The organism is Bradyrhizobium sp. 40 (assembly GCF_023100925.1).
In the GTDB taxonomy this organism is placed as follows: Bacteria; Pseudomonadota; Alphaproteobacteria; order Rhizobiales; family Xanthobacteraceae; genus Bradyrhizobium.
In genome coordinates, this window is record NZ_CP064688.1 from 3,677,457 (window position 1) to 3,701,077 (window position 23,621).

27 protein-coding genes and 1 tRNA gene are annotated in these 23,621 nt (G+C 63.9%); 12 read left to right on the forward strand and 16 right to left on the reverse strand.

Annotation, left to right across the window (positions count from 1 at the left end):
* Window positions 1-130 precede the first annotated feature (130 nt).
* Complete coding sequence (locus IVB40_RS17895) at window positions 131-337, forward strand: hypothetical protein (RefSeq protein WP_027567024.1); 207 nt, start codon at window positions 131-133, stop codon at window positions 335-337.
* A gap of 837 nt (window positions 338-1,174) precedes the next feature.
* Here IVB40_RS17895 and IVB40_RS17900 read toward each other — a convergent pair.
* From IVB40_RS17900 to IVB40_RS17925, 6 genes are all read right to left on the reverse strand, one after another.
* Window positions 1,175-1,366: a hypothetical protein gene (locus tag IVB40_RS17900; RefSeq protein WP_027567023.1), complete on the reverse strand. Its 192-nt coding sequence runs from the start codon at window positions 1,364-1,366 to the stop codon at window positions 1,175-1,177.
* 47 nt (window positions 1,367-1,413) lie between these two features.
* Window positions 1,414-1,797, reverse strand: a complete 384-nt coding sequence (locus IVB40_RS17905) for a hypothetical protein (protein WP_247819456.1) — start codon at window positions 1,795-1,797, stop codon at window positions 1,414-1,416.
* 116 nt (window positions 1,798-1,913) lie between these two features.
* Window positions 1,914-2,270 carry a hypothetical protein gene (locus tag IVB40_RS17910; protein WP_247819457.1) on the reverse strand — a complete coding sequence of 119 codons (357 nt, stop codon included), beginning with the start codon at window positions 2,268-2,270 and terminating at the stop codon, window positions 1,914-1,916.
* A 75-nt stretch (window positions 2,271-2,345) separates the two neighbouring features.
* Complete coding sequence (locus IVB40_RS17915; RefSeq protein ID WP_247819458.1) at window positions 2,346-2,576, reverse strand: hypothetical protein; 231 nt, start codon at window positions 2,574-2,576, stop codon at window positions 2,346-2,348.
* A 57-nt stretch (window positions 2,577-2,633) separates the two neighbouring features.
* Window positions 2,634-2,879: a hypothetical protein gene (locus IVB40_RS17920; RefSeq protein ID WP_247819459.1), complete on the reverse strand. Its 246-nt coding sequence runs from the start codon at window positions 2,877-2,879 to the stop codon at window positions 2,634-2,636.
* 50 nt (window positions 2,880-2,929) lie between these two features.
* Complete coding sequence (locus IVB40_RS17925; protein ID WP_247819460.1) at window positions 2,930-3,316, reverse strand: response regulator; 387 nt, start codon at window positions 3,314-3,316, stop codon at window positions 2,930-2,932.
* Between the two features lie 225 nt (window positions 3,317-3,541).
* Here IVB40_RS17925 and IVB40_RS17930 point away from each other — a divergent pair, with 225 nt between their 5' ends.
* Complete coding sequence (locus IVB40_RS17930; protein WP_247819461.1) at window positions 3,542-3,838, forward strand: hypothetical protein; 297 nt, start codon at window positions 3,542-3,544, stop codon at window positions 3,836-3,838.
* Between the two features lie 19 nt (window positions 3,839-3,857).
* On the opposite strand, the gene IVB40_RS17935 is transcribed toward IVB40_RS17930, so the two are convergent.
* Both IVB40_RS17935 and IVB40_RS17940 read right to left on the reverse strand, forming a co-directional pair.
* A complete protein-coding gene (locus IVB40_RS17935; RefSeq protein WP_247289894.1) occupies window positions 3,858-4,010 on the reverse strand; it encodes a hypothetical protein in 153 nt (50 codons plus the stop codon).
* A 746-nt stretch (window positions 4,011-4,756) separates the two neighbouring features.
* Window positions 4,757-4,832, reverse strand: a tRNA-Lys gene (locus IVB40_RS17940).
* Window positions 4,833-4,834: 2 nt separating this feature from the next.
* Here IVB40_RS17940 and IVB40_RS35775 point away from each other — a divergent pair.
* On the forward strand, window positions 4,835-4,969 hold the full coding sequence (locus tag IVB40_RS35775) for a hypothetical protein (protein WP_256464252.1): 135 nt from the start codon (window positions 4,835-4,837) through the stop codon (window positions 4,967-4,969).
* A gap of 178 nt (window positions 4,970-5,147) precedes the next feature.
* On the opposite strand, the gene IVB40_RS17945 is transcribed toward IVB40_RS35775, so the two are convergent.
* Together IVB40_RS17945 and IVB40_RS17950 are read right to left on the reverse strand one after the other, a co-directional pair.
* Window positions 5,148-7,823, reverse strand: a complete 2,676-nt coding sequence (locus IVB40_RS17945; protein WP_247819462.1) for a glycosyltransferase — start codon at window positions 7,821-7,823, stop codon at window positions 5,148-5,150.
* 214 nt (window positions 7,824-8,037) lie between these two features.
* Complete coding sequence (locus IVB40_RS17950; RefSeq protein WP_247289897.1) at window positions 8,038-8,628, reverse strand: beta-1-3, beta-1-6-glucan biosynthesis protein; 591 nt, start codon at window positions 8,626-8,628, stop codon at window positions 8,038-8,040.
* 330 nt (window positions 8,629-8,958) lie between these two features.
* On the opposite strand from IVB40_RS17950, the gene IVB40_RS17955 reads away from it, so the two are divergent.
* The gene (locus IVB40_RS17955; protein ID WP_247289898.1) at window positions 8,959-10,518 is read left to right on the forward strand and encodes a beta-(1-6) glucans synthase; all 1,560 of its coding nucleotides are present in this window, start codon (window positions 8,959-8,961) and stop codon (window positions 10,516-10,518) included.
* Here IVB40_RS17955 and IVB40_RS17960 read toward each other — a convergent pair.
* A complete protein-coding gene (locus IVB40_RS17960; RefSeq protein ID WP_211395731.1) occupies window positions 10,478-10,858 on the reverse strand; it encodes a hypothetical protein in 381 nt (126 codons plus the stop codon). The genes IVB40_RS17955 and IVB40_RS17960 overlap by 41 nt on opposite strands.
* A gap of 184 nt (window positions 10,859-11,042) precedes the next feature.
* On the opposite strand from IVB40_RS17960, the gene IVB40_RS17965 reads away from it, so the two are divergent.
* Window positions 11,043-11,189, forward strand: coding sequence for a hypothetical protein (locus IVB40_RS17965; RefSeq protein ID WP_155809610.1), 147 nt, complete (start codon window positions 11,043-11,045; stop codon window positions 11,187-11,189).
* A gap of 24 nt (window positions 11,190-11,213) precedes the next feature.
* On the opposite strand, the gene IVB40_RS17970 is transcribed toward IVB40_RS17965, so the two are convergent.
* Both IVB40_RS17970 and IVB40_RS17975 read right to left on the reverse strand, forming a co-directional pair.
* Window positions 11,214-11,369 (reverse strand): hypothetical protein, encoded by a 156-nt coding sequence (locus tag IVB40_RS17970; RefSeq protein ID WP_247359387.1) that lies wholly within the window; start codon window positions 11,367-11,369, stop codon window positions 11,214-11,216.
* 104 nt (window positions 11,370-11,473) lie between these two features.
* Window positions 11,474-12,823 carry a hypothetical protein gene (locus IVB40_RS17975; RefSeq protein ID WP_247819463.1) on the reverse strand — a complete coding sequence of 450 codons (1,350 nt, stop codon included), beginning with the start codon at window positions 12,821-12,823 and terminating at the stop codon, window positions 11,474-11,476.
* A 173-nt stretch (window positions 12,824-12,996) separates the two neighbouring features.
* Between IVB40_RS17975 and glmU the strand changes: the two genes are divergently transcribed.
* Window positions 12,997-14,364, forward strand: a complete 1,368-nt coding sequence (gene glmU, locus IVB40_RS17980; RefSeq protein WP_247819464.1) for a bifunctional UDP-N-acetylglucosamine diphosphorylase/glucosamine-1-phosphate N-acetyltransferase GlmU — start codon at window positions 12,997-12,999, stop codon at window positions 14,362-14,364.
* Between the two features lie 4 nt (window positions 14,365-14,368).
* Here glmU and IVB40_RS17985 read toward each other — a convergent pair whose 3' ends face one another.
* On the reverse strand, window positions 14,369-14,587 hold the full coding sequence (locus tag IVB40_RS17985) for a hypothetical protein (RefSeq protein WP_247819465.1): 219 nt from the start codon (window positions 14,585-14,587) through the stop codon (window positions 14,369-14,371).
* 219 nt (window positions 14,588-14,806) lie between these two features.
* Here IVB40_RS17985 and glmS point away from each other — a divergent pair, with 219 nt between their 5' ends.
* From glmS to IVB40_RS18000, 3 genes are all read left to right on the forward strand, one after another.
* On the forward strand, window positions 14,807-16,633 hold the full coding sequence (gene glmS, locus IVB40_RS17990; protein WP_247819466.1) for a glutamine--fructose-6-phosphate transaminase (isomerizing): 1,827 nt from the start codon (window positions 14,807-14,809) through the stop codon (window positions 16,631-16,633).
* Between the two features lie 89 nt (window positions 16,634-16,722).
* Complete coding sequence (locus IVB40_RS17995) at window positions 16,723-17,493, forward strand: DUF502 domain-containing protein (RefSeq protein ID WP_247435666.1); 771 nt, start codon at window positions 16,723-16,725, stop codon at window positions 17,491-17,493.
* Window positions 17,494-17,597: 104 nt separating this feature from the next.
* Window positions 17,598-18,455 (forward strand): NAD(P)-dependent oxidoreductase, encoded by an 858-nt coding sequence (locus IVB40_RS18000; RefSeq protein ID WP_247819467.1) that lies wholly within the window; start codon window positions 17,598-17,600, stop codon window positions 18,453-18,455.
* Window positions 18,456-18,482: 27 nt separating this feature from the next.
* Here the strand turns inward: IVB40_RS18000 and IVB40_RS18005 are convergent, their stop codons facing one another.
* A complete protein-coding gene (locus IVB40_RS18005) occupies window positions 18,483-18,998 on the reverse strand; it encodes an AAA family ATPase (protein WP_247819468.1) in 516 nt (171 codons plus the stop codon).
* Between the two features lie 178 nt (window positions 18,999-19,176).
* Here IVB40_RS18005 and IVB40_RS18010 point away from each other — a divergent pair, with 178 nt between their 5' ends.
* The 3 genes from IVB40_RS18010 to panE all read left to right on the forward strand — a co-directional run bounded on the left by IVB40_RS18010 (window position 19,177) and on the right by panE (window position 21,512).
* Window positions 19,177-19,566 (forward strand): nuclear transport factor 2 family protein, encoded by a 390-nt coding sequence (locus tag IVB40_RS18010; protein WP_247819469.1) that lies wholly within the window; start codon window positions 19,177-19,179, stop codon window positions 19,564-19,566.
* A 106-nt stretch (window positions 19,567-19,672) separates the two neighbouring features.
* Window positions 19,673-20,503: a helix-turn-helix transcriptional regulator gene (locus tag IVB40_RS18015; protein ID WP_247819470.1), complete on the forward strand. Its 831-nt coding sequence runs from the start codon at window positions 19,673-19,675 to the stop codon at window positions 20,501-20,503.
* Window positions 20,504-20,582: 79 nt separating this feature from the next.
* Window positions 20,583-21,512: a 2-dehydropantoate 2-reductase gene (gene panE, locus IVB40_RS18020; RefSeq protein WP_247819471.1), complete on the forward strand. Its 930-nt coding sequence runs from the start codon at window positions 20,583-20,585 to the stop codon at window positions 21,510-21,512.
* Here panE and recG read toward each other — a convergent pair.
* Window positions 21,509-23,617, reverse strand: coding sequence for an ATP-dependent DNA helicase RecG (recG, locus tag IVB40_RS18025; protein WP_247819472.1), 2,109 nt, complete (start codon window positions 23,615-23,617; stop codon window positions 21,509-21,511). The two genes, panE and recG, sit on opposite strands and share 4 nt — an antisense overlap.
* Window positions 23,618-23,621: the final 4 nt, after the last annotated feature.

Genomic DNA, 23,621 nt, shown 5'->3' on the forward strand with positions numbered 1-23,621 from the left:
TGAGCGGCTGAATGATCGCTGAACGGGTTCACGCCGGCGATCTTAACCTCACTCTAAGAAATCGTTGTCCGGAGGCGTCCCGTTGGATATAAAGGGAACCTTCCGCCAGCGTCAGTTGCGTCCGTGAGTCATGATTACGTACAAGCAGTACCATATCGAGCAAGTTGAGCACGGCCCCAAGCGCTGGGTTGCTCGCATCACGCGGACAGACGGCCAGAACATTCGCACCATTCTGCCGGCGACTGAGCGTCCCTACCTCGAGACGAAGCCGACAGCGTCCGCCGAGGAAGCCGAGGCACTCGCCAAGGAAGGCATCGACTTCGGCGGCGTGGTGTAGTCCGCCGTCGCGGTCTTCTGACTTTCGTTCGCGAAATTCGCCGGCGCTTCATCGGCAGCGGTGGTGCGGTGCGTGCAGCTTTGTCCGTTACCGGTGATCTGCTCGACATGGTCGTTGATTGCTACGATCAGCGGCCGCTGGCATTCACGCGTACCCAGTTATGGGTACAGGCCCCAAGCGCGAGATCAAGAGACCGTTCATCGAACTGTTAGAACTACGGTGGATAGCGCAACGGAAGGTGCTTTAGTTCGTCGGCCTCGCTCGCCAGCCGTTTTCCTGATGGGGAATGGTGGCAGTGATATCGACGTCTCTCACAGCGGATTGGCGCCACGCCGCCACCCCGAAGCACAGGGTCAGAGTCATGGCGGTCGCCAACAGCAGCACGGACAAAAACTGGCTCACGCGTCCCCCACAAGCAGAACATACTGAGGCAGCGAGCACGCACAGGCGATTCGGAAAATGCAGGCGCGCTGACCTGCAGGGAGTTTTCCCCAGGTTGTAAAACGGTGGACTAGCACCTTCGACCTTGCACCCGCCGCGGCTCCGGAGCCGCTATTGCAGGCCGGCTTTTCACCCGAAAACTATTGTGGCTCGGTTGGCTTGTCGCGCTCGTGGCTCTCGGCTTCGGCGGCAGCGCACGCATCCATGCCATGGCATTTGCTTAGATAGTATCGAGCGCCTGCGAAGATCGAGCAAACAATCACCACGGAAACCAACAGGAAGATCATCCACCGACGATTCAACATTCCATGACCTTCTGCACCCTCCATCCGACGCGGCTCGTTCGCCTGACCGGCCCCACCAGGCGAGGCGAGGCGAAAGCTGGATCAGCCCAAATCAGACCTTGCGCTTCGGATTCAGTCGAGCCTCACGCTCCAGCCGCTCGGACTTCAGGCGTTTCAGGTTTTCCTGAAACTCCGGCGTGGCTTGACTGTCGGCTATCGTCTGTCTCGATCCTATCGGATTGAGGGTCCTTCGTTCGGCTTCGTCCGCCACTTGTTGCGCGGCGGACCGTTTGGGTTTGATCATTTGCTTTCTGCCTTCAGGCGAGATTGACCAAGCGGGCGCCGGTCAATTCATTTTCGATTTGGCCGGTCGTGTCGAACGTTCTGGAATTCCTCGGGTCCCTTGACGAGCCGCCGCTTGCGGCTGGCCTGGTCATCCGGGCTCGCTTTGTTGTCTTTGAGCTTGTCGATCGCGCTGCCCGCCATTTCCCGAGCCCGCTCGGACGAGGCCTTGGCGGCAGACGTAACCGCGAGGGCCGGGGCGGGTTTGCCCAAGCCAATCTCGACCAGCCGACGGATGGATTCAGAACGAGCGGGAGTGTCTTGCTGTCCCGACGCCCATGCGTCGATCTGAGCGACAGTCGATTCCGGCCAGCGCGTGCCGATCTGGACGCCCTGACCAGTCGCGGGGCGGCCGCGATGTTTTTTGGCACGAATCTTTTTTGTTGATTTCATTTATTTTGGTACCAAAAAATAAAGCCAAAGGGAAGCGCGAACCTTCGATAACTGTGCCTGTTTAGCGCACTGTCATCGCATCAATCCCACGCAACATCGTGATCGCAGATTTGCTGTCAGGCGGTTCCCCGTAGAGGGAGCGCCAGTTGTACAGCAAAAGGTCGGGAAGCATTTGCTTGGACGAAGGCCCGCAAGGCCGGCGTGATCTCGCTACCCCTGACACGCACCGCAAGCTCATCTGCGATCTCGCTGGTGGCATCGCGAGACCAGCCCTCGATCGCGTTGAAGGCGACAATACGGACGGGATACGCGTACTGCCCGGAGAGTAGGTCGCGGATGATGGTCTCGACATCGGTGTCCTGCTCGTCGGTCTCGCGCCAGGAGCAGCCGGCGCGCGCGCCGAAGTCTTCCAGCACCAGGTAAATCTCACGGTCGAGCCGATCCAGGGGCACAATCGACGGCGCATGACGCATGACGCAACTCCTACTCATAAAGGCAATCGCCCGGCCGTGGGATCGTTCCGGCCAAACCCCTCCAACAGAGTGAGGCTATCGCCCGTTCTGCGCGCTGATGTAGATGTTGAAGATCGACGTTCCGGTCTCGTCGGTGACCTCCAGGTGCCATTCGTGGCCCGGTTCAAGTCGACCCTGCATGTTCTTCAGAAGGTCGGCGGCAAAAACCGTGGCCTCTCGCCAGGTCGCTTCAGCGTCCGGGAGGTCTTCCCCTTCAGTGTCGGTGCTCGGTTCAACACCCCGGACGTGGAAAAAATAGCGCGGCATGCCTGAAATCCGGACGAAAGGCTCCGTGCAAAACTTGGCTCGGCAGCGAGTGCACTGTTACTTCTCCTCTGGTTCGGGATGAAGTGCAGCTTTCTCCGTCTTCATTTCCTCGATCAAGCCGGCGATGCCGTCTCTCGCGATCTTGTCAGTGATAAGAGACAACAACCGGCTATGGTGCGCGATCTTCTCGTCGATTTCATCGCATTTGCCGCACGTGAAGATATCCTGCGTCATTGCAGGCAAAGCCTGAACGGCCACCTGAGATGAAAAACTTTCATTGCCGAGCTTGGTTCCCGCCGCCACGCTTGGGATGGTGGCCGGCTGCGAGAGCCAGTGAATGGGTGACGGCGGTTTTACTCACGAGTGACGTGATTGAGGAGCTGCGAGACCGCAGTGATGAGCTGGGCCGGCGCGAACGGCTTCTGCAACAAGATACTGCTTGGGACCCCTTGCGAGCCCCAATCGTCCGCCACACCACCGGTCATGTAGACTACGGGCAACGTCGGCTCTCGTTCTCTGACCTGTCTGGCCAAGTCCCAGCCGCTGAGCCTGCCCTTGAGGTTTACATCCGCGACGAGCGCCCGGTACGCCTTCATTCCGCTTCTGAAGAGAGTCAGAGCTTCCTCGGCAGACGACAGGATGTCAGTCGCGAAGCCGGCCTCCAGCAGGGCTTCCTCGACCACCGCCTGCAATGGATATTCATCCTCAACCACCAGGATGAGAGGCGGCGGCGCTGTCATGTTTACTCCGTCTCCGATGGCTGAAACCTGCAATGTTGCCCGGCTTTGTTTCCCCAAAATGTGTCCAAAAGTGAACATAAGAGGGTGCGGAGGCCCCAGGAACTGCCGGGCCGCATGACGCGACATACATTGACATCAAGCCAACGAGACGAAGCATGGGCGCACTCTCAATCTTGGTCGTGGAGGACGTCGCGCTGATCCGTCATCCGTATGATGGTCTGCGACATGCTGGAGGAGTTGGGTCGCGAAGTCGTCGCCGATGCAGGCACCCTGAAGGAAGCAATCGGAGTCGCGCGGGTGGCTGAGTTCGATCCGGCCATTCTCGACCTCAGGCTTGGCGATGAAACGACCGACCTGGTGGCGGAGATCACTCGTGTCGCGGCTTGCCATTTTTCTTCCTGCCCAGCCACACATCCGATGGATTGTCAGTTGGCTTCCGCGATGTCCCCGATTGGAGAAGCCGGTTCTCCGCTCCGCACTCGGGAAGATGATCGAAAACTGCGCGAGATCTTGAGCGGCTAGCAGGGGTTGGCTGTGACCTTCAGGCTGCCGCCTTGCCCTTCGCCAAGCTTGCAAGGTCCTTCCAGGCCAAGGCGGTCCGCAGCCACTTCAACCGCTCGGCGGGACAGGTCGCGGCGATCGCCTTCTGCATCGCGGCGATGGCTTCTGCTTGATGGTCGAGGTCTCCAATCATCGGAGCAATCATTCGCCAGAATTATTAAGACCGGCGAAAATCTACAGCCCGGAAAACTACCGGCTTACGGCGCCGTGGAGCCTGCATCCGAGCCTTGGCCCTGTGGGCTCGCCAGTCCGGCGCCATCCGCTCGCCCCGTCCTGCGGGGGGTCGCTATCATAGGTTAAAGCGCGACTCAGCAAATGCAGCCGAGGATAAACTGGCAACAGGCTGGGGACGCCGGGCGATGGCACAGTCACGCTATCCGTTGATCCGGAGGTGGACACCGGAGGAGCATCAACAACTGCTGGCGATGGCGGCGGCTGGGCACCGACCCGACGAGATCGCGCAGGCGTTGGGCAGAACAGAACCAGCGGTGCGAGGCCGCGCGAATTTGCACAACATTCCATTGCGACTGGTGACGCAAAAGCGGAAAGGCCCATGATCAAGGGCGTGGCCATAGCTGCTCTCGTCCTGGCGGCGGCGAGTCTCGCAGACCAGCAGTTGTCCTACGGGCGGTATACTGACCGGGTCTTGGCAATGCTGCGCGAGATCGAGCATTCATTCCGGCGATAGTCACAGAGCGACGGGGCAGCGATCACCGATGCAGGACTTTTGCCGTCCAGTCGGGCCTCATGTCCGCGGCGCGCCCGCCGCGCGCGGTGCAGAGGGGGCATCGAAGCGCCGCGCGTGCTACACCGGCAACCGAACTGCCGACAGACAGTCTTATCGGAGCGCGTCGTCTCGGCGTAAGTAATTGCTTAATGTGGTGAGCGCGCTGGGGCTCGAACCCAGGACCCCGTGATTAAAAGTCACGTGCTCTACCGGCTGAGCTACGCGCTCCCATGGCCGCTGATGGCTTCAAAGAGATCGCCATCGTCTTCGGACATTTGGAAAAGCATGTCTTGCCGCCACATCGACGCAAGCGTTGCGGAAAAACCGGCTTTTTCCGGATCATGCTTTCGGCCCGCGCTGTGTAGGGGGATGGGGCGCGGAGGTCAATAGCAGGCGAGGGTGCCGAACTTGAAGGCAACGGCGGGAATTCGCTCGCCGTTTCCAATGCTTGAGCCGGGATTCTCAACCGGAATGGCGGCCGTCATCCACGCCGAAGAAGCCGCGACATCCGCCCATGGGCCGGATGCCGCGTTCGGGGCCCTGTCAGTTTGCTTCCCGCCGGACCTCGTTCGGCACCGGCAATTGCTGCGGCGTGCCGGCGGGGGTCGGCAGCGCGACCGGGCGCAGGCCGATCAGCTCGGCGGTGCGGATCGCGCTGTCGCGCCAGAACTGGAACGAGTTGATGCGGCTGAGCTCGAGGATGGCGATCGCGACCGCAGCCAGGAACGGCAGGCTCTGCAGCACCAGCACGCCGGCGAAGATGTAGATCTCGGTGATCTGGCGATAGCTGTTGGAGGCCACCAGCACGCCGGCGCCGATTAGAAGCAGGGCGCCGATCACCGCCTCCCAGAACGCCTGGAACTCGATCGACATCCTGGACAGGCCGCCCTTGGACGTGCGCGCGAACGCGATGTGCTCGGTGATCAGTCCCTGCGCGACCGCGCGGGACACCGTCCACTGCACGCTCATCGCGGCGATCATCGCGCCCAGCATCTGGCCGGGTTTGATCGCGACGCGTGCGCGGTACATCGACAAGAAGTGCGCGAGCGAGACGACGAAGGCGCCGATGATCGGCAGCGTCAGGATCTTGTCGGGGATGGCGATGTCGGCGAAGGCGACGATTGGCACCCAGACCAGGTTGAGCAGCGCCACGACCACGCCGAGGCTCTCGGCGCCCAGCCAGTTCAGCCAGCCCAGGCCGTATTCGCGCTTCTGGTCGGGCGTCAGCCGGCTCCGTCCGGGCAGGAAATTCCGCCAGTGCTTCTTGACGATCTGGAGGCCGCCATAGGCCCAGCGGTGACGCTGCTTCTTGAAGGCCTCGTAGGTGTCGGGGAGCAGGCCCTGGCCGTAGCGGTGGTTGGTGTAGTGCGTGGTCCAGCCGAGCTGCTGGATCGAAAGGCCGAGATCACTGTCCTCGCAGATCGTGTCGGACGACCAGCCGCCGGCCATGTCCATCGCGGCGCGGCGGATCAGGCACATCGTGCCGTGCACGATGATGGCGTTGGTCTCGTTGCGCTGGACCATGCCGATGTCGAAGAAGCCGGCATATTCGCCGTTCATGATGTAGTGCATGATCGACAGGTCGCCGTCGCGATGTTCCTGCGGCGCCTGCACCAGGCCGACGCTGGGATCGGCGAAAGCCGGCACGAGATCCTTCAGCCAGTCGGGATCGACGACGTAATCGGCATCGAGGATGCCGATGATCTCGGCGTCGACGGCGGTGCGGTCCATCGCGATGCGCAGCGCACCGGCCTTGAAGCCCTGCACCTTCTCGGCGTTGATGAACTTGAAGCGTTCACCGAGCGCGCGGCAATGATCCTGGATCGGCTGCCAGAAGGCAGGGTCCGGCGTGTTGTTGATGATGACGACGCATTCGTAGTTCGGATAATTCAGCCGCGACAGCGCATCGAGCGTCTGCTTGAGCATCTCGACCGGCTCGAAATAAGCGGGGATGTGGATCGAGATTTTTGGGAAGTAATTCTCCGGAACGCTCTCGACCGGCTTGCCTTTTGTGAGCAGCCGCTGCGGCGGCCGGCCGAACGCGACGGCCGCGATCTCGTCGACGCGCGCCATCGCGATCAGCACGAGGGGAACAAGCAGGATCATGCCGAGCGTGAGCGCGAAGGCGGAGCCGAAGATGAAATAGTGCCCGTTCCAGAATGCGAACACCGTTGCGGCCCAGGCGCCGACGCCGTTGGCGGTGGCCGACAGCAGGAACGCCTGCTTCGCCGTGGGCTGCTGCAGCCGCAGGATCGGCAGCGACAGCAGGATTCCGACCAGAAGCGCGACACCCATCAGCTTCCAATAGTCGGGATTCTCCACCGGGCCGGTCCAGGCGAATTTCGGCTCGCGGCTGGCGTTGAGGATGCCCCAGTACGGACCGACGCCGCCTTCGAAGTACTTCCAGGGCTGATCGATGGCCTCGACGATGTTGTATTCCATGCCGATGGCGTCGGCGCGGCTGACGAAGTTGCGCAAGGTCAGTGCCTGCTGGAACGGACCGGGGTCGGCGTTGCGCAGATTGTAACCCGCGCTCGGCCAGCCGAACTCGGCGATCACGATGCGCTTGCCGGGGAACAGGTTGCGCAACAGATTGTAGCGGTCGACGGCCTGATCGACCGCCTGGTCCGAGCGGAAATTTTCCCAATAAGGCAGGACGTGGGCGGCGATGAAGTCGACGTTCGAGCCGAGGTCGGGATTGTCGCGCCAGATGTTCCAGATCTCACCGGTCGTGACGGGCACGCGGACCGAGCCCTTGACCTTCTTGATCATCTCGATGAGGTCTTCGACCTTCTGCTCGCCGCGGTAGATCACCTCGTTGCCGACCACGACGCCGTTGACGTTGCTGTTCTTGCGGGCGAGCTCGATGGCGGCCTTGATCTCGCGCTCGTTGCGATCCTTGTCCTTGTCGATCCAGGCGCCGACGGTAACCTTGAGGCCGAACTCGGCCGCGATCGGCGGCACCAGTTCCACGCCGCCGGTGGACGAATAGAGCCGGATCGCGCGCGTCATCGTCGACAGCGTCTTCAGGTCGGCGCGGATTTTCTCCACCGATGGGATGTTGTCGATGTCGGGGTGAGCCGAGCCCTCGAACGGCGCGTAGGAGACGCTGGGCAGCAAGCCCTTGAAGTCGGGCGCGGGTTCCTTGTCGCGCAAGACTCCCCAGAGGCCGGCGTGGAGCGCGGACACAAGCAACAGAACGGCGGCGACAACCCGCATCGCGGCTAAACCAAAAGGGGCTGAGGGGGCAGGGAAGCGGATCCGACCCCGAGATCCGACCAAGTCCGCGGCAAATGGAGCATACCTCTGCCGCGCGGTTTCACAACTGTCATCGCCTCATGACCATATGAGGGCATGCACATTTCGGAATTCGCAGCAGTGCCAATTGCCTCTATTGCCTATCGTTCCTGAACGGAGGCTGAAACAATCGCGGCTATTTGGGGGGCGCCGGTGACGGGCTTGCCGCCGGCGAGGGGCTCGCGGCCGGCTGCGGCTGCGCATTGCCCGCTGCCGGCGCGGCCGGCTGCGAGGCCGCGGCCGCCGCCTGCTGCGGCTGCGACGCCGGGTTGATCCAGCAAGCGTGCACACGGCTATCCAGGGTCTCGGCGACCTTGGGATCAATCTGGCCGCCGAAGCGGGTCAGGCAGCGGAACGCAGCCTGGATGTGGCCGCCGGGGCAGCCGAAGCGGTCGTAGAGGTCGAGATGGCGGAATGCGGTATCGAGGTCATCCCGCCACATCAGCCGCACCACGCGGCGGCCGAGCCAGACGCATTCGGGGTTGCCGGCGGGGCCGCTGATGACCTGGGCTGCTTCGGCGAATTCGTCGGTGCGGCGCTGGTTCTGGGCGGCATCCTTGGCCGCGTCGGCGGGCTGGGCTGCTGCCTTGCTCTGGTCCGGGGCGGGCGTGCCGCTCTGGGCGGAGGCCGCGCCGATACCCATCAGGATGACAAGGGAAGAAACGGCCAAGGTGGCGGCGAACTGCCGCAGGACCGCATTTCGTAACTCGAACACCCGTTGCCGCATGAATTCCCCAATATATCACTGACCGTCCGCGTCAGGACCTTCGCGGACGCGCCAGCGTGATGGCGTCCAAATGGGTCTCCAATGCGGCGGAAAAGTCCTCCCGAGTCCATGGCCTGAATCTGGAATTTTGTCCAGCAAAGTCACGATCCTAGGCCTCGGTCGAACGGCCGCAGGTAAATTCCTCAGGGGAGGGATGGATCCATAACGGAGTCACCCCCTTGGCAGACGGCGTGCTAGCAGGTAATCGACGGCCCTTCGCGGAGGACGGAACCGATTTCTCTTCGTACGCCACTGGCGCTTCTGCTCGTTTCACTGGGTGCGATCGCTGCCGTGTGGTGGTGGCTTGCCACGCCGATCTCGCTCGCGCGCGCCCCGATCGATCCCGCCGACAAGGTCCAGTGCGTCTCCTACGCGCCGTTCCGCGGCGAGCAGTCGCCGCTGAACGCATGGACCCATATCGAGGCCGACCAGATCGAGCAGGACCTGCGCCAGCTCAAGGAGATCACCGACTGCGTCCGCACCTATTCGATGGAGAACGGGCTGGACCAGGTGCCGGCGATCGCTGCCCGGATCGGGGGGCTGAAAGTGCTCCAGGGCATCTGGCTCTCCAGCAATCGCACCAAGAATTTCGAGCAGGCCGCGCTCGCCATTCGTCTTTCCAAGGATTTCCCCGGAATCATCACCAGCATCATCGTCGGCAACGAGGTGCTGCTGCGCGGCGAGATGACGACCGCAGACCTCGTCTCCATCATCCGCTCGGTGAAGGCCCAGGTCAGCGTGCCCGTCACCTATGCCGATGTCTGGGAGTTCTGGCTCAGGAATCGCGAGATCTATGACGCCGTCGACTTCGTCACGATCCACATCCTGCCCTATTGGGAGGACTTCCCGGTCAAGGCGAAGTTTGCCGCTTCCCATGTCGAACAGATCCGCGAGCGCATGGCGGTCGCATTTCCCGGCAAGGAGATCCTGATCGGCGAAACCGGCTGGCCGAGCGAAGGGCGCATGCGCGAGGGCGCGCTGCCGTCGCGCACCAACCAGGCGCGCGTGGTCTCGGAGATCCTGAGTCTCGCGAAAGCGCAGAAATTCCGCGTCAATCTGATCGAGTCCTACGACCAGCCGTGGAAGCGCAAGCTGGAAGGTACCGTCGGCGGCTATTGGGGCCTCTATGATTCGGTGCGCCGGAGCCTGAAATATCCGCCGGGCCAGCCGATCAGCAATTTCCCTTACTGGAAATGGTACATGGGCGCCGGCATGGGCCTCTGCGTGCTGGTGTTCGCGGTGGCCGGCCTGACGTTGCGGCGCAGGCCCTGGACGCCGCGCTTCTCGGCCTGGCTCGGTGTGGCGATCTCGGCGACCTCGGCCGGCATCCTGCTCGGGATCGGCGCCGACAAGATGTACTACGAGAGTTACGGCATCGGCGGCTGGCTGCTCTGGGGCACGCTGCTCGCGGCCGGCATCCTGTCGCCGATCTTCTGCGCGCAGGCGATGGTGATCGGCCGCAGCCTTCCGACCTTCCTCGATCTGCTCGGTCCGCGCGAGGGCCGGAAATGGTCGAAGCTCACCGCCGTGCTGGGTCTGACGCTGGCGGTGACGGCGGTGATCGCGGCGCAGACCGCGCTCGCCTTCGTGTTCGACCCGCGCTACCACGACTTCCCCTACGCCTCGCTGACGATGGCGGTGGTGCCGTTCGCGCTGTTGATGCTGAACCGGCCGCAGATCGGCCAGCGTCCAATCGCGGAGTCGGTGTTCGCCGGTGTGCTGACGCTGTCGGCGGCCTATGTGCTGTTCAACGAAGGCCGCGACAATTGGCAGTCGCTATGGACCTGCGCGATCTATCTCTTGTTCGCGCTCACGCTGTGGCGGGCGCGGGCCGAGCAAATCCAAGAATGAACAGGCCGATCGCCAGGCCCGACAGCACGACATTGTAGAGCACGATGCCGAGGCCGGCGGCGATGATGCCGACGGTGAGCAGCACGATCGACGGCCGCATCAGGTTCAGCGTGGCCACCACCAGCGCGACGATGCCGAACACCGAATTCTTGAACAGCACGGTCGAGACCGAGCGCGCCTTGCAGACCAGGGTCTGAAGCCCGGCGTCGCAGGCGAGACCGACCTGCGAGTTTTCGATTCCGAGGTAGCGCAGATAGAGCGCATAGCCGACGCTGGCGAAGCCGACGACGATCAGGAACTGCACCTGGTAGGGCGTGAGACGGAAGGGCTTTTTTGTCATGGCGGCAATATGGTCGGGAAGGCGCGGACGGGCAACAGGGAAGGTGAATTTATGTCGATTGCGGCCAGTTAAGGGAGGAGCAAGGCGGCCGCGCCTGGCCCGAAGATATCCAGGAACAGGCTGGGGCTGCGCAGGTTTTGAAACGGTGTGACCGCGCAACGCATGCTGCATACAAGGAGCGAGCATGGAAAAGCCAACTCAGGAGCAACTGGACGAACTCAAGCGGCTGAGCAAGCAAGCTCGGGTTGAGGATTGGTCGGAACTGGTTCAGTCGAAGGATGAGGCTGACAACCGCATTCGTGACCTGAAGGAAAAAGCGCGCATCGAGTAGGTGGTTGCGTGCGCCGATGAGCTCTCAAGGGCGAGTTTGTATCGTCCGGTTCTGGTCTCTCAGCCGACGTTCGTATTTTTCGGCCAAGGCCAGCAATCGCTTCCTGATATGGGGGTCGGCCTGTTCGGCCAACTCGCGGATGAGCGCGAGGTGCTCGCGCAGAAACATCTCGTCCGCCATCTCCGCTCCGAATCATCTTCGTCGCGGATCCTGCCGTTTTATGTCGGGCACCTCCGTATCGTTTGATACGTTAGCCGCGAGATGGTCTTCCCGCCGCAGAGCGTCTACCGCCTGAAGAACGACGACAGCGTCGATCCCGCCGACGCCGTCTCCGGCTTCGGCTGTGCGGCCGGCTGCGCCGCAGGAGCAGGCGCGGGCTCCTCGCGCTTCGACGAGCGTTTCGAGGAATAGCTGCGACGATGCTTGTCGGGCTTGGCGGCGGGCGCGGGCGCCGGGGCGGTCTCGGCTTGTGGCACCGAGTCCTGGTTCTTGTCTGAGTTCTTCTCTTGAACTCGATCCTGAGTCTTCTCTTGCTTTTCCTGGCCGCCGCGCATCGACAGCCGCTGACCGTCGAACACGGTGGTCTCGCAGTGGCGGTCGTTCTCGGCGAGGCCGGCGCAGAGTTTTGCCGCAGCTGTTGCGTTGATGAGCGGGCCGGCGCCGAGGCGGAGCTGCATGCCGAGGCCGGTGTTGCCTTCCTTGATCATGATGATCGGCCGCAGCGCCGCGATCTCGGGATTGGATTTGGTGACCCCGCGCCACAGTGCACGCAGGCCTTCGAGCGAGTTGGCGCCACCGAGATCAATCGCAAAGCGCGTCTGCTGGACCGCGATCGCGGGAGCCTCGCTTTCGGCGGCCTCCGGCGGCTTGGCTGGTGCCGCGGCGACTTCGATCGGGGCGGGCACTGGATCGGGCTTCTTCTCGGCAGCCTTCTCAGTGGTCTTCTCAGCGGCCTCGGGCTGAACCAGTTTCGGGGCGGCCGGATCGGGCGGCGCCATGATCGATTTGGATGGGACCAACGGAAGCATCGGCAGTGCCGAATTCGTCGCCGGCGACTGCGCGACCAGCGAGGCCGCCGCTGCGCTCTGTGGCGGCGGGCTCGACGGCTCCTTTGCGGCCTCAGTGCGCGGCTTGTCGTTGGCCGGAGCTGGTGTCGAGGCGACCGGCCCGATGCCGGGCGCCGGCGGCCCGATCAAAGCCGGCGCGTCCTGCGGCTTCGCAACGGACGCCTGCGGCGGGGTTGTCGTCTGCTTGGCGATGGCGCCGGTAACGGAATCGAGCCCTTGCTCCAGCACGGTGACGCGCGAATAAAGCCGGTCGCGATCCGTGTTCAGCGTCTCGATCGCTGAGGCGAGGCGGCGGGCCTCGTTCTGGCTCTCCTTGGTCAGGATCTGGAGCCGGTCGGCCTGGCGCGCGAGATCGGCGGACGCAACCTGATCGCGCCGCCAGCCGAGCTGGGCCTGGTTGGCGAACACGGCAAGCACCACGGCGCCGACGGCCGCCACGCCCCATGAGCCCAGCCGCCACATCATGCCGCGATCGAACGAACTCTCCTCGGCCACAAGTCCGGAGAACAGCCCGCCGGTCTCCTTGGCGCCGAAGGCATCCGCCAGTGGGTCGGAATCCTTTGCCATGAACGTTAAGTGCCCAACCCCTGTCCGGCTTCCCCGAATCAATCAGGGAACATTAACAGGAAAAGCGTGTCGCACTTGAACTCCGGGCGTTTGCGGGGGTAGCAAGGCGATAACTCATCAGGGCGGCCGTCGCCCGCTGGCGCCACTTGATTCGGCCGATTGACAGGATTTCGATGACCGCCCGTTCCAGCCTCACGATCGTGCTCGCCGCCGGCGAAGGCACGCGTATGCGCTCACACCTGCCGAAAGTGCTGCATTCGGTCGCGCATCAGAGCCTGCTCGCCCACGTGCTCGCCGCGGCGCCCAAGGGAACCGGCACCTCGCTCGCGGTCGTGATCGGACCCGACCATCAGGCGGTGGCGGACGAGGCAAAGCGCATCCGCCCCGACGCGCTCACCTTCGTGCAACAGGACCGGCTCGGCACCGCGCATGCGGTGCTGGCGGCGCGCGATGCCATTGTGCGGGGCGTGGACGACCTGCTGATTGCGTTCGGCGACACGCCGCTGATCTCGGCCGAGACCTTTGCGCGGCTGCGCGCGCCGCTCGCCAAAGGCGCCGCGATTGCGGCGCTCGGCTTCCGGGCCGCCGATCCCACCGGCTATGGCCGCTTCATCGTGGACGGCGACCGCCTGGTCGCGATCCGCGAGCAGGCCGACGCCAGCGCAGAGGAGCGCAAGATCGACCTCTGCAATGCCGGGGTCATGGCGATCGACGGGCGCCGCGCGCTCGCGATCCTCGACAAGATCGGCAATGCGAATTCCAAGAGCGAATATTATCTGACCGACGCGGTCGGCATTGTCAGCGAACAGGGATGGGATGCCGTGGTGATCGAAACCAGCGAGGACGAAGTGCGCGGCATCAACACCAAGGCGCAGCTCGCCGAGGCCGAAAGCGTGATGCAGGCGCGGCTGCGGAAAGTGGCGATGGAGGCCGGCGTCACGCTGATCGCGCCCGAAACCGTTTATCTCGCCGCCGATACCGTGTTCGGCAAGGACGTGACGATCGAGCCGTTCGTGGTGATCGGCCCCGGCGTTTCAATCGGCGACGGCACGGTGGTCCATTCCTTCTCGCATATCGTCGAGACCAAGCTCGGCAAGAAGGTCTCCATCGGCCCCTATGCGCGGCTTCGGCCCGGCACGTCGCTCGGCGACGGCGCGCGCATCGGCAATTTCGTGGAGACCAAGGCCGTGACGCTGGAGGCCGGCGTCAAGGTCAACCATCTCTCCTACATTGGCGACGCCACGATCGGCGCCAATTCCAACATCGGCGCCGGCACCATCACCTGCAACTACGACGGCTTCAAGAAGCACAAGACGATCATCGGGCAGGGCGCCTTCGTCGGCACCAACTCCTCGCTGGTCGCGCCGGTGACGATCGGCAACGGCGCCTATATCGGCTCGGGCTCGGTGATCACCCGCGACGTGCCTGATGACGCCCTGGCGCTGGAGCGCAGCGCGCAGACCATCCGCGAAGGTGGTGCGGCGCGCTATCGCGAGATGAAGACGGGTGGCAAGAAGCTTGAAAAGAAGCCGGAGAAATGAGCCGCTATTCGTCGTCGGCAAATTCCGAGAAGATCGCGCGCGTCAGGCGCCAGCCGCGCGGCTTGGCACGCTTCGCCGGCTCGCCGGCGACGTGCTTGATGAAGACGGGCTTGCTTTCCTTGCCGCGCTGGGGCGGCGGCCAATGCGCAAGGTGCGTGCCGGTGGTCTCGCTGGCGCGCACTGCCATCGATGACAGATCTTTGCGGTTGGATGAGCCTTTCATGGCCTCTCTCCTTGGTACGCAAGGGTTGACCAAATTTGTTGACAACAAGTTAACGCGCGCGGTTTAAGGCCCAGCCAGCTCGACGCACGCGAGGCTCGGCGCCGTCGGTGCTGTCTCAATCAGCAATAATTATTGAGTATCTGGTTCCTTAGGAACTTCGCTAAAAACCGAGCGCGTCGTTTAGGCGATTTTTCGACGATTTGGGGGATATTGATCCGCATGTGCGGGATTGTCGGCATTCTCGGGCGCGAGCCGGTTGCAGAGCAATTGGTGGATTCGCTCAAACGTCTTGAATATCGCGGCTATGATTCCGCGGGCGTCGCCACGCTCGAGGGCAAGCATCTCGAGCGCCGCCGCGCCGAGGGCAAGCTGAAGAATCTGGAGAAGCGGCTGGAAGCCGAGCCGCTCAAGGGCTCGACCGGAATCGGTCACACCCGCTGGGCCACCCACGGCAAGCCGACCGTGAACAATGCGCACCCGCACGCGACCGAGCGTGTCGCCGTGGTTCACAACGGCATCATCGAGAATTTCCGCGAGCTGCGCGAGGAGCTCGAGAAGAAAGGCACGGTGTTCCACACCCAGACCGACACCGAGATCGTGCTGCATCTCGTCGACGATCTGCTCACGCGCGGCAACAAGCCGGTGGAAGCGGTGAAATTGACATTGGCGCGGCTGCGCGGCGCGTTCGCGCTCGGCTTCATCTTCGCCGGCGAGGACGATTTGATGATCGGCGCCCGCAACGGTCCGCCGCTCGCGATCGGCTATGGTGACGGCGAGATGTATCTCGGCTCCGACGCCATTGCGCTGGGGCCGTTCACCGACACGATCAGCTATCTCGAGGACGGCGACTGGGTCGTGCTGACCCATACGAGCGCTTCGGTCTTCGACAAGGACGGCCACGCCGTCCAGCGCGAGAAGACCAAGCACGCCGCCTCGACCTCGCTGGTCGACAAGGCCAACTATCGCCACTTCATGGCCAAGGAGATCCACGAGCAGCCTGAAGTGGTCGGCCATACGCTGGCACGCTATGTCGACATGGCGACCGAGCGGGTCTCGCTGCCGGTCAAGCTGCCGTTCGGCTTCAAGAATATCCAGCGCATCAACATCACGGCCTGCGGCACTGCGAGCTACGCCGGGTTCGTCGCAAAATACTGGTTCGAGCGTTTCGCGCGCGTGCCGGTCGAAGTCGATGTCGCCTCCGAATTCCGCTACCGCGAGGCGCCCTTGCGCAAGGGCGATCTCGCCATCTTCATCTCGCAATCGGGCGAGACCGCCGACACGTTGGCCGCGCTGCGTTACGCCAAGGACCAGGGCGTGCATACGATCGCCGTCGTCAACGTGCCGACCTCGACGATCGCGCGCGAAAGCGAGACCGTGCTGCCAACGCTGGCCGGCCCAGAGATCGGCGTCGCTTCGACCAAGGCCTTCACCTGCCAGCTCATGGTGCTGGCAAATCTTGCGATCGCAGCCGGCAAGGCCCGCGGCGAACTGTCCGACGAGGACGAGACCAAGCTCGTCCACGGGCTCGTCGAGATCCCGCGTTTGATGTCGGATGCGCTCACCACCGAGCTCCAGATCGAGAAGCTCGCCCGCGAGATCGCCAAGTCGCGCGACGTGCTCTATCTCGGTCGCGGCACCAGCTTCCCGCTCGCCCTCGAAGGCGCGTTGAAGCTGAAGGAGATCTCCTACATCCACGCCGAGGGTTATGCCGCCGGCGAGCTCAAGCACGGTCCGATCGCGCTGATCGACGAGACCATGCCCGTCGTCGTCATCGCGCCCTACGACCGGGTGTTCGAAAAGACCGTCTCCAATATGCAGGAGGTCGCTGCCCGCGGCGGCAAGATCATCCTGATGACCGACGCCAAAGGCGCGGCGGAGGCGACCGTCGAGTCCCTCGTCACCATTGTCATGCCTGATATGGCGGCGGCGTTCACGCCGATGGTCTATGCCGTCCCGGTTCAGCTGCTCGCCTATCATACGGCGGTGATCATGGGGACCGACGTCGACCAGCCGCGCAATCTCGCGAAATCCGTGACGGTGGAATAGGCAGAAGGGTCGAGTGCGGAACGCTTCGTGGTCTTCCAAAACCTGCTAGAAGACCCTAGCTTGAACGAAGCGACCGACCTGGAACCCGAATGAACCCCCGTGACGACGCGCCTGCGCCTCTTGATCCCGTGCCGGAGCCGCATACCGGCCTGATGGGCCGCTTCCGCAATTATTTTCTCACCGGGCTCGTGGTGACGGGACCGGTTGCGATCACCTTTTATCTGGTTTGGTGGTTCGTCACCTGGGTTGATGGCGTGGTGCGGCCGTTCGTGCCGCTGGCCTATCGGCCTGAAACCTACATGCCGTACGTCATCCCCGGCTGGGGGCTGATCGTCGCATTCTTCACGCTGACTCTGGTCGGCTTCCTCGCGGCCAATTTGATCGGCCGGACACTGGTCGATGTCGGCGAGACTTTCCTCGGCCGCATTCCGGCAGTGCGCGCCATCTACCGCGGCCTCAAGCAGGTGTTCGAGACCCTGTTCTCGGGCAAGGGCTCGAGCTTCCGCAAGGTCGGCCTGGTCGAGTTTCCCTCGCCGGGCATGTGGTCGATCGTGCTGATCTCGCAATCGCCGAACGAGGATGTCTCCCGCAGCCTGCCTGGTCAGGAGGAGCACGTCTCGGTGTTCCTGCCTTGCTCGCCGAACCCGACCACCGGCTTCTTCTTCTACGTGCCCAAGAGCAAGATCGTCGAGGTCGACATGAGCACCGAAGACGCCGCGACGCTGATCATGTCGGCCGGCGTGGTGCAGCCGGGCTCGGCGCCCGATTCGAAGAAGGCGGCGGCCCTCGCTGGCATGGCGAATGCCGCGCGTATTGCCAACGCCTCGGCGCTCCAGCCTCAGCCTGCGAAGGTGGAGTAGGGCCATTCCTCTGCGGGATGGCCGCCGCTCACGCGGGCGTCCCGTCCTCTGCTAGTCTCCGGTTGAACCGAGCGCGTTGCTCGAAATTCGATCCGGAGTGCACGATGTCCAAAACCATTGCGATCCTCGCGCCCGGTGCCATGGGCAGTGCCGTGGCCCGCCGTCTCGGCGAGCACGGTGCGCGCGTGCTGACGTCCTTGAAAGGGCGGAGCGAGGCGACGCGCAAACGCGCGGTGGATGCCGGCATGATCGGCGCCGAGGACGACGCGATCGCGGACGCCGACATCATCCTCTCGATCGTGCCGCCGGGCGAAGCCGTGGCGCTCGCCGAGCGGCTGGCCGGGCTGATCGTCCGGCGCGAGAAGAAGCCCGTCGTGGTCGATTGCAATGCCGTCAACGTCGATACCGTGATGAGGATCGAGGAGATCATCGGCTCGGCACAGGCGCCGTTCGTCGATGCCAGCATCATCGGGTTCCCGCCCCAGCCCGGTGGCAAGAGCCCGGCCTTCTACATGTCGGGCGAGCACGCCCAGGATGTCGCCGTGCTGAAGGATTTCGGGCTCGACGTGCGGATCGTCGAAGGGCCGGTCGGCGCCGCGTCCGCGCTCAAAATGTCCTACGCCGGTATCGTCAAGGGCCTCGCTGGCATCGGCGCGGCGATGGTGGTCGCGGCAACGAAGGCGGGGGCTGCTGATGCGCTGCGCGACGAACTCGCACTCAGCCAGCCCGCGGTTCTGGCCCGGCTCGAAGTCGCGCTGCCGGACATGATTCCGAAAGCCTATCGCTGGGTTGCGGAGATGCGGGAGATTTCCGGCTTTCTCGGCCCCGATCATCCGGCGAGCCAGGTTTACGAAGGCTTTGCGCGCTGGTTCGAGCATCTCGCCGAGGACGCCAAAGGCGACGCGGCGGATACCGACCTGATGAAGGCATTCGCCGCGCGTATCGCGCGGAAGAAATCCTGATCGTCGGTCTCGCGTCACGGCCATCGATCATCTGCCGTGCACCGAATCCAGAAAACTCTGGATGTCCCGATCGCGTCTCAAGCGCACGACCGGGACGTCAGCGCCATACTGCACGCGTTCGGCCTCGATGACAGGCGCGCGCTCGGTGTCGTAGCGCCATGCCTCGCGCATCAATTTCCAATCGAACTGTTCGGGACACCCTTCGGGGAGGTCAGGCCGGGTCTTGTCGCGATCGAACGCGGATCGCAGGAGAATGCGCCACTGGCAGAGCCAGCGCGGGCGGTCGATGACGACCAGCGTATCGGCGCGCGCGAGCGTGAGATCGAAGGCAAGTCCCGAGAAGCTGCCGTCGACAACCCATGTGTCGCCCGCGATCGCGTCAGTGACGCGCGCCCGGAAGCTCGATTTGTCTGACGGCCTCCAGCCCGGCCGCCAGTAGAGCACGTCGAGATGCACCACGGGCAGCCCGAGCTTTCGCCCGAGATTCCGGGAGAGGCTCGTCTTTCCGCTGCCCTGACAGCCCACGACGATGATCCGGCGCATCGTCGTAGGGTTCCATAAAGTCGGGGCCAGGGAAAGAGGAGGCTTCCCGAACGCGCTTTATTACCTGGCATGTAATTGAGCCCATCCGCAGCCTGGCTACTATCCCGGTCATCCACCCGACAGGACGCATTCAATCAAGCCTCCTGTCGCGCGTGTGTCGGTGCATCAGGAGAGAGCTATGCAAGTCATGTTTACGAAGAAGGAGCCGCCGCAATGGCTGCTCGACATGTGGCGGGAGATCGACGACAAGACCTTTGGACGAGGTTTTGATTGTTTTGCGGAGGATGCCGTCTGCAACCTCGGCGTCGCCGATTGGAAGGGGCGCGAGGCGATCCGCGCCAACCTCAAGGCCTTCATCGACACCGGCTTCACCGCGCTGCATCACGTCACCGAATACTGGGACGCCGGCACCCTGAAGGTGTTTCGCGGTATCGTGGACATGACACCCGATGATCCCTCGATGAAGACGGTTCATCCCACGATGACGCACTTCTTCTACATGGACGAGAGGGACGCTACCAAGGTACGGCACTGGGTCGGCGCCGTGGGACCGGTCGCCTTCGGTTGATCGCCTCGAACCAGCTACCATCGGCGGCGGTGCCTCGGATAAGCCGACGCACCGCCGCCGATGCGCGTTGACGATGCCGCACATTGACAGGAAGGATCAGTCGGCCATGAAAGCGACGGCCAGTGCCCTCAAGACGCGCGCCAGTTCCGCGGGCGCGCTGCTGCGTCAATGGCGGGACATTCGCGGCAAGACGCAGCTCGATCTGTCCTTCGACGCCGGCGTCTCGCAGAAGCACATCAGCTTCGTCGAGAGCGGCCGCAGCGTTCCGAGCCGCCAGATGCTGCTCGATCTTGCGCAAGCCCTCGACGTGCCCTTGCGCGAACGCAACGAGCTGCTGCTGGCTGCAGGCTATGCGCCGACTTATTCCGATCCCGCGCTCGAGGCGCCAGCCATGACGAGCATCAAGCGTGCCCTGCAACGCATGCTGCGTCAGCACGAGCCGTTTCCCGCCATCGTCATGGACCGCTACTGGAACGTGCTGATGACCAACGAGGCTGCGCCGCTTCTGTTCAATTGCTTCATCGACATGTCCGCACGGCCGGCGCCACGAAACCTGCTGCATCTTATGTTCGATCCGGAGGGCATGCGCCCCTTCATCGCGAACTGGCCGCAGACCGCACGCGGGCTGCTGGCGCGGGTGTATCGCGAGGCAGTCGGACACGTGGTTGACATCAGGACGAAGGCGCTGCTGGAGGAATTGTCGCAATACCCCGGGGTGAAGCCGGAATGGCGTGCGCCGTCGGCCTCCGATGCGACGCCGATGATCCCGCTGTCCTTCGTCAAGGACGGCGTGACGCTGGACTACTTCTCTCTGATCACGACGGTCGGAACGCCGCAGACGGTGACGGCGGAGGAACTGCGGCTCGAGTGCATGTTCCCCGCCAACGATGCGACCGAAGCGGAGCACGGCAAATTTTTGCAAGCGCATTCGGGGTGAGGGGGCGTCGCCGCGAGACGGCGCGCGGCCCATCTGTTATTGTTTCTGCGGAAGCAATTCCTCCGCAATGGGAGTTCGAATGAGAGTCCTTGTGATCGGCGCGGGAGCGCTTGGAGGCTACTACGGAGCGCGCCTGGTCCGAGCCGGCGGCGACGTGACCTTTCTGGTGCGGGCCGGGCGTGCGGAGCAATTGCGGCGGAATGGATTGCAGGTCGTGAGCCCGCATGGCGACTTCGCCGTGCAGCCGAACGTCATCCTGGCCAACGATGTCAAGCACCCCTTCGACGTCGTGCTCGTCGGGGTGAAATCCTACTCGCTCGACGATGCGATGGCCCAGTTTGCCCCGGCCGTTGGCGCCAACACGATGATTTTGCCGATCCTCAACGGCTTGAAACATGTCGACGCCCTGACTGCGCGGTTCGGCGCGAGCTGCGTCCTCGGCGGGCTCGCGAACGTCAGTGCCGGGCTCGATGCGGATGGCCGTGTCGTTCAGTTCATGGCCAATCAGACCATCGTCTTCGGCGAGATCGGGGGGTCGTTCAGCGAGCGTGTGCTCGCCCTGGAGACGCTGCTGCATGTGCCCGGTATCGACGTGCGCGCCAGCGAAGCGATCATGCAGGACATGTGGGAGAAATTCGTCCAGCTCTCGACGCTCGCCGGCATCACCTGCCTGATGCGTGCAAGCATCGGAGACATTCTGGCGGTGCCGAACGGCGAGCAATCCATCTTCCGGCTGTTTGCCGAATGCTGCGCCGTCGCCACAGCCTCGGGTTTTGAGCCGCAAGCGCCTTTCATCGAGTTTGACCGCAAGCTGTTCACGACCCCGGATTCCCCGCTCAAGGCCTCGATGCTGCGTGATATCGAGCGCGGCTCGATCACCGAGGCGGAGCACATCCTCGGCGATATGGCCAACCGGGCGCGTGCACTCGGCATCGACACGCCGCTGCTGGATCTCGCCCGCGCGCATGTGGCGGCCTATGAGATTGGGCGGCAACGAGCGGCCGGCTAACCCGCTCCGATCAGCGGGATCGCTTCATCCCGCTCATACAGATACAGCAGGCATCGCAACGCCTCGCCGCGCTCGCCCTTCAGCTTTGGATCGTCCTTCAGGATGCGCAGCGCCTCGTCGCGGGCCTGCGTGATGAGCTGACCGTGCACCTCCGAGCGGGCGATGCGGTAGCCGGGCAAGCCGCTCTGGCGCACGCCGAGCACATCGCCTTCGCCGCGCAGCTTCAGATCTTCCTCGGCGATGCGAAAGCCGTCGGTGGTCTCGCGGATCACCTTCAGCCGCGCCTTCGACATCTCGCCGAGTGGCTCGGAGTAGAGCAGCAGACAGGTTGAGGCCTCCGAGCCGCGCCCGATGCGGCCGCGCAGTTGGTGAAGCTGGGCGAGGCCAAAGCGTTCGGCGTTCTCGATCACCATGATGGTCGCCGCCGGCACGTCGACACCGACCTCGACCACGGTGGTCGCGACCAGCAAGCCGATCTCGTGGGCGGCGAACTGGCCCATGACGCGGTCCTTCTCGGTGCCCTTCATCTGGCCGTGGACGAGGCCGACACGGTCGCCGAAACGCTTTTGCAGGCTTTCGAAGCGCTTGGTCGCATTGGTCAGGTGCTCGGTACCCTCGGCCTCGGATTCCTCGACCAGCGGGCAGATCCAGTAGACCAGCTTGCCGGATTCGAGCGCGCGGCCGATGCTGTCGGTGACCTCGCCGAGGCGGCTCATCGATATGGTGCGAGTTTCGATCGGCTGGCGGCCGGCCGGCTTCTCCCTGAGCTCGCTGATATCCATGTCGCCGAAATAGGTCAGCACCAGCGTGCGCGGAATCGGCGTGGCGCTCAGCACCAGCACGTCGACGGCCTCGCCCTTTGACGTCAGCGCCAGCCGCTCGCGCACGCCAAATCGATGCTGCTCGTCGACGACGGCGAGGGCGAGATCGCTGAAGATCACGTCGTCCTGGATCAACGCATGGGTGCCGACGAGCAGGTCGATCTCGCCGGCTTCGAGGTGTGCCAGCAGGTCCCGCCGCTCCTTGCCCTTTTCGCGGCCGGTGAGGATCGCGACCCGCATGCCCGCGCGCTCGGCGAGCGGCGCGATGGTCTTGATGTGCTGACGGGCCAAGATTTCGGTCGGAGCCATCAGGGCTGCCTGCTTGCCAACCTCAGTGACGGCAGCGGCGGCCAGCAGCGCGACCACGGTCTTGCCGGAGCCGACGTCGCCCTGGAGCAGGCGCAGCATGCGCACCGGTTGTTGCAGATCGTCGGCGATGGCCGCGGCGGCATCGCGTTGGGAGATTGTCAGCGCATAGGGCAGGGCATCGATGATCTTGTTGCGGAGGTGCCCGTCGCCGGCGTTGCGCACACCGGCCGGGCGACGCAATTGCGCGCGAATCAGGGCAAGGGCGAGTTGCCCGGCCAGGAGTTCGTCGAAGGCGAGGCGCGACCAGAACGGCTGGTCGGGCAGAATGTCGGTGAGCTCGACCGGCTGATGCACGCGGATGAGCGCCTCGGTGATCGGCGGGAAGCCGCAGCGGCGCAGCACCTCCGGGCTGATCCATTCCGGGAGTGCCGGGAGCTTCTGCAGCGCCTGCGCGACCGCGCGGCGCAGCGAGCCGAGCGCAAGGCCTTCGGTCAAGGGATAGACGGGATCGATGCCGGAGAGTTTGGAAATCGCCTCCTCGTCCAGCACCCGGTCGGGATGCACGATCTGCGGGATGCCGTCGTACATCTGCAGCGTGCCGGAGACGAAGCGCTTCTCGCCGATCGGCAGCAGCTTCTCGACATAGCCGGGCTTTGCGCGGAAGAACGTCAGCACGACGTCGCCGGTGTCGTCGCTGGCGTAGACGAGATAGGGCGCACGCGCATTGCGCGGCGGGGGCGGGCGGTGGCGGTCGACGGTGACCTCCAGCGTGACCATGGTTCCCTGCACGGCATCGCGGATCTTCGGCCGCGCGCGGCGGTCGATGACCTGGCTCGGCAAATGCAGCAACAGATCGACCAGCCGTGGCGTCTCGCTGCGGCTGAGCAGATATTGCAGCAGCTTGTCCTGCTTCGGACCGACGCCGGGCAGGCTGGTCACGGGGGCAAACAGCGGATTGAGCAGGCTGGGGCGCATCAGG

What these genes read in the sequence shown, in the direction of transcription:
- IVB40_RS17935 (WP_247289894.1), bottom strand. Translation starts at nt 4,010, where the DNA reads ATGATTGGAGACCTCGACCATCAAGCAGAAGCCATCGCCGCGATGCAG.
- IVB40_RS17925 (WP_247819460.1), bottom strand. Translation starts at nt 3,316, where the DNA reads ATGACAGCGCCGCCGCCTCTCATCCTGGTGGTTGAGGATGAATATCCA.
- IVB40_RS17970 (WP_247359387.1), bottom strand. Translation starts at nt 11,369, where the DNA reads ATGGCGGACGAGATGTTTCTGCGCGAGCACCTCGCGCTCATCCGCGAG.
- IVB40_RS17950 (WP_247289897.1), bottom strand. Translation starts at nt 8,628, where the DNA reads ATGCGGCAACGGGTGTTCGAGTTACGAAATGCGGTCCTGCGGCAGTTC.
- recG (WP_247819472.1), bottom strand. Translation starts at nt 23,617, where the DNA reads ATGCGCCCCAGCCTGCTCAATCCGCTGTTTGCCCCCGTGACCAGCCTG.
- IVB40_RS17945 (WP_247819462.1), bottom strand. Translation starts at nt 7,823, where the DNA reads ATGCGGGTTGTCGCCGCCGTTCTGTTGCTTGTGTCCGCGCTCCACGCC.
- IVB40_RS17975 (WP_247819463.1), bottom strand. Translation starts at nt 12,823, where the DNA reads ATGGCAAAGGATTCCGACCCACTGGCGGATGCCTTCGGCGCCAAGGAG.
- IVB40_RS17985 (WP_247819465.1), bottom strand. Translation starts at nt 14,587, where the DNA reads ATGAAAGGCTCATCCAACCGCAAAGATCTGTCATCGATGGCAGTGCGC.
- IVB40_RS17905 (WP_247819456.1), bottom strand. Translation starts at nt 1,797, where the DNA reads ATGAAATCAACAAAAAAGATTCGTGCCAAAAAACATCGCGGCCGCCCC.
- IVB40_RS17930 (WP_247819461.1), top strand. Translation starts at nt 3,542, where the DNA reads ATGCTGGAGGAGTTGGGTCGCGAAGTCGTCGCCGATGCAGGCACCCTG.
- glmU (WP_247819464.1), top strand. Translation starts at nt 12,997, where the DNA reads ATGACCGCCCGTTCCAGCCTCACGATCGTGCTCGCCGCCGGCGAAGGC.
- IVB40_RS17915 (WP_247819458.1), bottom strand. Translation starts at nt 2,576, where the DNA reads ATGCCGCGCTATTTTTTCCACGTCCGGGGTGTTGAACCGAGCACCGAC.
- IVB40_RS17960 (WP_211395731.1), bottom strand. Translation starts at nt 10,858, where the DNA reads ATGACAAAAAAGCCCTTCCGTCTCACGCCCTACCAGGTGCAGTTCCTG.
- IVB40_RS35775 (WP_256464252.1), top strand. Translation starts at nt 4,835, where the DNA reads ATGGCCGCTGATGGCTTCAAAGAGATCGCCATCGTCTTCGGACATTTG.
- IVB40_RS17910 (WP_247819457.1), bottom strand. Translation starts at nt 2,270, where the DNA reads ATGCGTCATGCGCCGTCGATTGTGCCCCTGGATCGGCTCGACCGTGAG.
- IVB40_RS18000 (WP_247819467.1), top strand. Translation starts at nt 17,598, where the DNA reads ATGTCCAAAACCATTGCGATCCTCGCGCCCGGTGCCATGGGCAGTGCC.
- IVB40_RS17965 (WP_155809610.1), top strand. Translation starts at nt 11,043, where the DNA reads ATGGAAAAGCCAACTCAGGAGCAACTGGACGAACTCAAGCGGCTGAGC.
- IVB40_RS18015 (WP_247819470.1), top strand. Translation starts at nt 19,673, where the DNA reads ATGAAAGCGACGGCCAGTGCCCTCAAGACGCGCGCCAGTTCCGCGGGC.
- IVB40_RS17895 (WP_027567024.1), top strand. Translation starts at nt 131, where the DNA reads ATGATTACGTACAAGCAGTACCATATCGAGCAAGTTGAGCACGGCCCC.
- IVB40_RS17900 (WP_027567023.1), bottom strand. Translation starts at nt 1,366, where the DNA reads ATGATCAAACCCAAACGGTCCGCCGCGCAACAAGTGGCGGACGAAGCC.
- IVB40_RS17995 (WP_247435666.1), top strand. Translation starts at nt 16,723, where the DNA reads ATGAACCCCCGTGACGACGCGCCTGCGCCTCTTGATCCCGTGCCGGAG.
- glmS (WP_247819466.1), top strand. Translation starts at nt 14,807, where the DNA reads ATGTGCGGGATTGTCGGCATTCTCGGGCGCGAGCCGGTTGCAGAGCAA.
- IVB40_RS18010 (WP_247819469.1), top strand. Translation starts at nt 19,177, where the DNA reads ATGCAAGTCATGTTTACGAAGAAGGAGCCGCCGCAATGGCTGCTCGAC.
- panE (WP_247819471.1), top strand. Translation starts at nt 20,583, where the DNA reads ATGAGAGTCCTTGTGATCGGCGCGGGAGCGCTTGGAGGCTACTACGGA.
- IVB40_RS18005 (WP_247819468.1), bottom strand. Translation starts at nt 18,998, where the DNA reads ATGCGCCGGATCATCGTCGTGGGCTGTCAGGGCAGCGGAAAGACGAGC.